This is a genomic window from Acinetobacter sp. YH01022 (assembly GCF_013420235.1).
Taxonomy (GTDB): domain Bacteria; phylum Pseudomonadota; class Gammaproteobacteria; order Pseudomonadales; family Moraxellaceae; genus Acinetobacter.
The window spans coordinates 1-5,057 of record NZ_VOYP01000082.1; the positions used below are offsets into that span (position 1 = coordinate 1).

The following is a 5,057-nucleotide window of genomic DNA, read 5'->3' on the forward strand; positions in this document are numbered from 1 at the left end:
AATTTTCTTAAAGAGTTCCTGAGCAAACTCATAAGCTTCAGTTTCAGTCAGGTCTTCAGTCTTAGTTAAGTCTTCATTTAAAACTGGTTCACTGGTTGCAGTAGTTACAGATTCGGTTTTTGTAGGAATAGTGTCACTTTTGACCTGTTCCTTATTCTGATTTATAGACAAAAATATAGTTGTCAAAATAGCTATTACGAACCCTAATACAATTGGTAATAGCCAACTGACTTTCCAACCCATTTTATTACTGAATAATTTGATCAATACACTAGAAAATCCTAATGTGAAAAAGAATATAATAAGTTCCAAAATTTCCCCTTTAACTAAGAATTAGATTTTAATAATGAAAGACTTTATAAAACAAAACTTAGGCCGTGTCATTAATTGGGCACTTACATTAGGTTGGGTAGGATTCGTATTTTATTTATGGCAGTACTCAGGTATTAAAAAACCTGATGAATTAAATGAAATAGGAGATTTTTTAGCAGGTGTCTTTGCTCCATTGGCTTTTTTTTGGTTGGTTAGGGGATTTTACCAGCAAGGTAAAGGGCTTGAACAAAATTCAATATCGCTAAAATTACAAGCAGACGAATTGCAAGCAAGTACTGAAGCTCTCCAGCTACAAGTTCAAGAAATGAAAGCGTCAGTGGAACAACAAAAAATAATGGCTGAATTTCAACGCTTAGAAATTGAAGAAAGACACAATTCTGTTATTCCTGTTATGAATGTAGAAGCTGCATTAAATCTAAGTAATTTGGGGTATTCTTTTCATTTTTCGATTCAGAATTTATCTGATAATGACGCTAGAAATATCATAATTGAAACAAATGTAGCAGATTGTTCAAGTAATCATTCTGAAGTTTTTCCTATTTTGCTTAAAGGAAATATACAACATGCTAGCGACTCATTTACAGATAATGAATCAAGCTTATATAAGCAAGACATTCTATTCGAAAGAATTATACACTTAAGTTATGAAAGTATTTTGGGTAAGAAATTCCATGAGGAATATCTGTTAGAAGTTGGAAAATCTATACATCCCACACATCGAAAAATAACAAGGACTAAATAAATTAATTGTAGAAAAAGGAATTTTCTAAATAATCTTCATCAAACTCGATATCCTCTTTACTAGGTAACCCAATAAACTCAATCGGCGCACTTGGATTCTTGCTGGCATAGTCAGCAAGTAAGTGGGCAATCGCACTGTCACCATGTCGTTTTAATCCATCTGCACCAGTGGATCTCTTTTGCGGAATACGTGCTACACCATTCACCAAAACAAAGGCACGGTGGTCATCCATAATGTCTTTGTCTTTTGGAATGAGGGCAATATCACCATCTTCTAACGCTGCCTTAAAGTGAGGCGTATGTTCCCGATACCAGCCTTCACTTAAATGAATCGCTTCAATCTTGTCCCCGAATGCCAGCTGCATAGCTTCAGCCAGATAACCACCGTTACCGGTGGCATCGTGTGCACCTTTGCTGAAATTTGGTAATGCTTTGGCAATGAGTTTAAACAGCTGCTCTTGCTGCTTGTACGGCATATTGGAAAGCTCAAGCACAAAAGGGCAGAGCTTGCGAGTGTCCTGGTATTCAATTAACGGCCAGAATACACAAAGGTCGGAACGACGGGCAAAGTCCAGACCGTAGAAGCTTTTAACCTTCTTAGGCAATGAGTCAATCAGTGGCTTGATCAAAGTCTCAAACAGCACTTCAATTTCAGTATGTCGTGACTCTTCAGACCATTGTTCAAAGTTCTTTGGTGCAGACCAGCGAATAATCGGAACTTCTTTCTGACGCTGTTCTAACAATGCCTGGCTTAACCAGCGGCCACCGCCTTTACTTGGAATGACATCCAGTTCTTCATCGGCTGCATCGCCATAGAAACTGTAGACATCATCCATCCATGTCTGTTCTTCATCTTTCTTATATTCAATGCCCTTACGCAAGCAAACACGTTGATATAAGCCTTGCTCTACAGCTTCTTTAAAAGTGGAGCGGAACACATAACCTTTACGTTTACCTGCCCGAATTTCCTTGATCAGCTCATTGAAAGGATTGTCTTCACCATCATGGGTGCTGATCACACGGACACAACCACCCCAGATCAGCAAAGCCATTGCTGATTTAAGAAGTTCGTCCAAGTCTTCATGGAAGGCTGCTTCATCCAGAATCACACGGCCTTGACGACCACGTAAGTTGGAAGGGCGGCTGGTCAGAGCTTCAATACGAAAGCCTGAATGAGGGAACCGGATAATGTACGTTTTAATTTCCTTATCACCATCTTCCCAGATGCCTTCTTCCATTTCATCTGCAGCGAGGTTATAGGCACGCGCCCACATGGCACAGGCCTGGATAAACTCAACCGTCATATCCTTGTTATAGCCCAGGTAATAACAGTTCTGACCACCAGCACTGCGGTCACTGGCACATTCTAAAGCGGCATCGGCAGCTTCAGCCCAGGTCAAACCAATCCGTCGAGATTTCTCAGCCACTTTGAGCGGATTTTTATTGGCAATCCATTCCTGTTGATAAGGCAGCAGTACTGCCGGTACTGAACTATCAAAATCAGGCTGTAATAAATCTAACGGTTTGTTTTCGGTCATTTTTGCACAATACCTAAAATCTGGGCACGAATAGAAGCTGCGGTTTCCGCAGACAAGCCACCTTTTTTAACGATGCTTTCAACGGCTTGAGCCGCTTTCTCGGCACGGTCACGCACGTCCAACATCCATTTTTTCTGATTCACTGAAGCCTTGGTAATTTCTGCAATACCTTTACCGCACTTGGCAATCAACGCTAAACGATCCGCAGGGTCAGCATCAGGATCATTCGATTCTTGCAGTGCAATCAGCGCATTGAAAAGCTCGGTCTGAATCAGTGATAGCACCGCTTGAGAACGGACATCGCCATCATCAGGTGCAGCATCTGCAATCAAAATCGCTGCTTGAGTACTGGCTTGCACGGCAGCAAGCTTCTGTTCAAGCTTTTGCCCATAACGGTGTACGCTAGACTTACTAATGCTATACCCGCGTTCCATCAAGATTTCAGCAATCTCGACATACCCACAAAAGCCTTTATCTTTGAACCAGGTATCTAACCAAAATTTATCATCAGGATTGAGCTGATCAATTGCAGACTGCTTTGCCATTTATGCACCTCCCCAATACTTTGTTGGGCGTGCAATCCCGGCAGGGCAATTCACGGTATATTCCACTACATCAATCCCGTTAGAATTAAGGACAGAATGCCAATGTCCATCCGGTTTCTGTTCAATATCAACCAGTTCTTTATTTTCTAAATATGCCAACTGGGCATGTAATTCATTGGCGGTGGCATCTGGATAAATAGCTTGCACAACCGTTAGAACGAGTACATCCATAGCCCCCAATGGACGCGCATTGTTTAGTGCATTCAGTAACAACCAACGCATGTTTTCCCGGCGGGCTTTTACAAGATCTGTCATGGTTTATTCATTCCTTGGCGTATTTGAACGTTCTCGATTTTTGAAGCCAGTGCGTCAAGCTTGGCTTCAATCACAGTCTGACCGCGAATGTAGTCTTCACGGGCAACATAGGTATGTGGCAAATCAATCTGAAACTTATAGAACTTGCGTTCCAGATCACGGATGTCATCCGAGTTTTGAGCAGATTGCTTAGCAACATCTTCAAGTTTGTTTTGCATCACTTGAAAGTTGTTATTCAGGTTTTCTTCAATTCGACCCCATAAAATTTTAATGGTCGTAATAACTGTGCCTATGATCGAGATCAGGATCATGATCCATTGATAAGCTTCTAATTGAATCGCCACATTTCCCCCTTAACCTACAAAGGCCTGAAGAACGTGACGGCCACTGTTCAGCATGGAAATCAACTGGTCAATAAACCAGGACACGGTAGTTCGCCAGCCAGACCAGATCTGTTTAATTTCATCTTGAGTTTCTAAGTATTCTTTAACTATGAATTCAAGCACAGCTTCCTTCTTGGCAACCCCTTTTAGAACACCCTCATTCTCAACCGCCTGCATATATTTAGCTGTTGTTTGCAACATGTCATAGACTGCTAAAGCCGTCAGTTTTGAATTGCTATAAGTTTTTTGGGTGGCAATAATCCCAGCCTCAATCGTCTCGCTGATGTGCCCGTAATTTTTCAGAACATAGTCGGCAAGGCTGATGATGGCGATTTTTGAAAAAATTACTTTTTGCATGTTTTATTCTCTTATTAAACTGTTTGATGCTTTGGATCGGATGCCGTATACCTTCAATGATGTCAAAGAGGGCATACACCAAAGAAGCCTCGATACGCTTACGAACGAAGACTTTAAGGATCATGATTTAATGCCGTGGCTTTGGTTGAGATAACGGCCAACAAAACCACAGAACGCAACCCAGGCAATCACGTAATAACGGATGTTTTCAGGCAGTACTGCAAGCAGCTCTGGTGGAATAGGCGTAACAGCAAAGAACATCACCAAGCCAAAGCACCAGTTGCTGATCCATTTCCAGCTGTCACGCCAGTTGTGGACAATGAAGCTTTTATCCACAAAACCTAATGCAGCTAAACTTTGCTGTTCCTTCTTGAAGGTTTCAAAGTTATTTTTTGAAACTTCAAGCTGACGTTCCAACTCTAGGATTTTCTGATTTTTTTCTGTATTGCGTTTGGTTGCATCATGCAATAAACGTTTTTTTTCGCTCAGTGTGAATGCCTGTTGATCCAGCTGACTTTCTAAACTTGAAATAGATAAACGCAGCTTTTGAATCTTTTCTGACTCATCTGCATTCACCAGGGCTTGCAGGTCTTTTTGGCCCTCTTCATAACCTTTGCGGTAATCAGTCTTGCCAAGAATTTCCAACTTAAATTTAATGCCTTCTTCAATACGCTGTTGGATCAAGGAATGCGGAATCTTTGATTTTTTATGAGTCATTTGTAGCTTCCCCAAGGTAGTTGAAAATGTGGACCATCTTTAAATGTTTTCCAGTCGCCACCCCATTCAATAGGAACGTTCAGTTCTTTTGCGGCTTGTTTAACGGCATCGGCAATTTTGTAATACAG

9 protein-coding genes are annotated in these 5,057 nt (G+C 41.2%); 1 reads left to right on the plus strand and 8 read right to left on the minus strand.

Features of this window, described 5'->3' with window-relative positions; all coding sequences use genetic code 11:
• The coding region (locus FTT87_RS15475; protein ID WP_180175083.1) for a hypothetical protein at positions 1-312 on the minus strand (312 nt) is incomplete at its 3' end.
• 34 nt (positions 313-346) lie between these two features.
• Between FTT87_RS15475 and FTT87_RS15480 the strand changes: the two genes are divergently transcribed.
• The gene (locus FTT87_RS15480) at positions 347-1,075 is read left to right on the plus strand and encodes a hypothetical protein (RefSeq protein WP_180175084.1); all 729 of its coding nucleotides are present in this window, start codon (positions 347-349) and stop codon (positions 1,073-1,075) included.
• Position 1,076: 1 nt separating this feature from the next.
• On the opposite strand, the gene FTT87_RS15485 is transcribed toward FTT87_RS15480, so the two are convergent.
• From FTT87_RS15485 to FTT87_RS16285, 7 genes are all read right to left on the minus strand, one after another.
• Complete coding sequence (locus tag FTT87_RS15485; RefSeq protein ID WP_180175085.1) at positions 1,077-2,612, minus strand: hypothetical protein; 1,536 nt, start codon at positions 2,610-2,612, stop codon at positions 1,077-1,079.
• A complete protein-coding gene (locus FTT87_RS15490) occupies positions 2,609-3,157 on the minus strand; it encodes a DUF3486 family protein (RefSeq protein WP_016167206.1) in 549 nt (182 codons plus the stop codon). The genes FTT87_RS15485 and FTT87_RS15490 overlap by 4 nt, the downstream gene beginning before the upstream one ends.
• Positions 3,158-3,472, minus strand: coding sequence for a hypothetical protein (locus tag FTT87_RS15495; RefSeq protein WP_180175086.1), 315 nt, complete (start codon positions 3,470-3,472; stop codon positions 3,158-3,160).
• Positions 3,469-3,816 (minus strand): hypothetical protein, encoded by a 348-nt coding sequence (locus tag FTT87_RS15500; protein ID WP_016167204.1) that lies wholly within the window; start codon positions 3,814-3,816, stop codon positions 3,469-3,471. The genes FTT87_RS15495 and FTT87_RS15500 overlap by 4 nt, the downstream gene beginning before the upstream one ends.
• Positions 3,817-3,825: 9 nt before the next feature.
• On the minus strand, positions 3,826-4,212 hold the full coding sequence (locus FTT87_RS15505) for a hypothetical protein (RefSeq protein WP_180175087.1): 387 nt from the start codon (positions 4,210-4,212) through the stop codon (positions 3,826-3,828).
• A 120-nt stretch (positions 4,213-4,332) separates the two neighbouring features.
• Positions 4,333-4,929, minus strand: a complete 597-nt coding sequence (locus FTT87_RS15510) for a hypothetical protein (RefSeq protein ID WP_180175088.1) — start codon at positions 4,927-4,929, stop codon at positions 4,333-4,335.
• Positions 4,926-5,057, minus strand: coding sequence for a M15 family metallopeptidase (locus FTT87_RS16285; protein WP_218954223.1), 132 nt, complete (start codon positions 5,055-5,057; stop codon positions 4,926-4,928). The genes FTT87_RS15510 and FTT87_RS16285 overlap by 4 nt, the downstream gene beginning before the upstream one ends.

Bases quoted from the DNA above. Each gene is read 5' to 3' on its own strand.
- FTT87_RS15505 (WP_180175087.1), bottom strand. From the start codon at position 4,212: ATGCAAAAAGTAATTTTTTCAAAAATCGCCATCATCAGCCTTGCCGAC.
- FTT87_RS15485 (WP_180175085.1), bottom strand. From the start codon at position 2,612: ATGACCGAAAACAAACCGTTAGATTTATTACAGCCTGATTTTGATAGT.
- FTT87_RS15510 (WP_180175088.1), bottom strand. From the start codon at position 4,929: ATGACTCATAAAAAATCAAAGATTCCGCATTCCTTGATCCAACAGCGT.
- FTT87_RS15490 (WP_016167206.1), bottom strand. From the start codon at position 3,157: ATGGCAAAGCAGTCTGCAATTGATCAGCTCAATCCTGATGATAAATTT.
- FTT87_RS15480 (WP_180175084.1), top strand. From the start codon at position 347: ATGAAAGACTTTATAAAACAAAACTTAGGCCGTGTCATTAATTGGGCA.
- FTT87_RS15495 (WP_180175086.1), bottom strand. From the start codon at position 3,472: ATGACAGATCTTGTAAAAGCCCGCCGGGAAAACATGCGTTGGTTGTTA.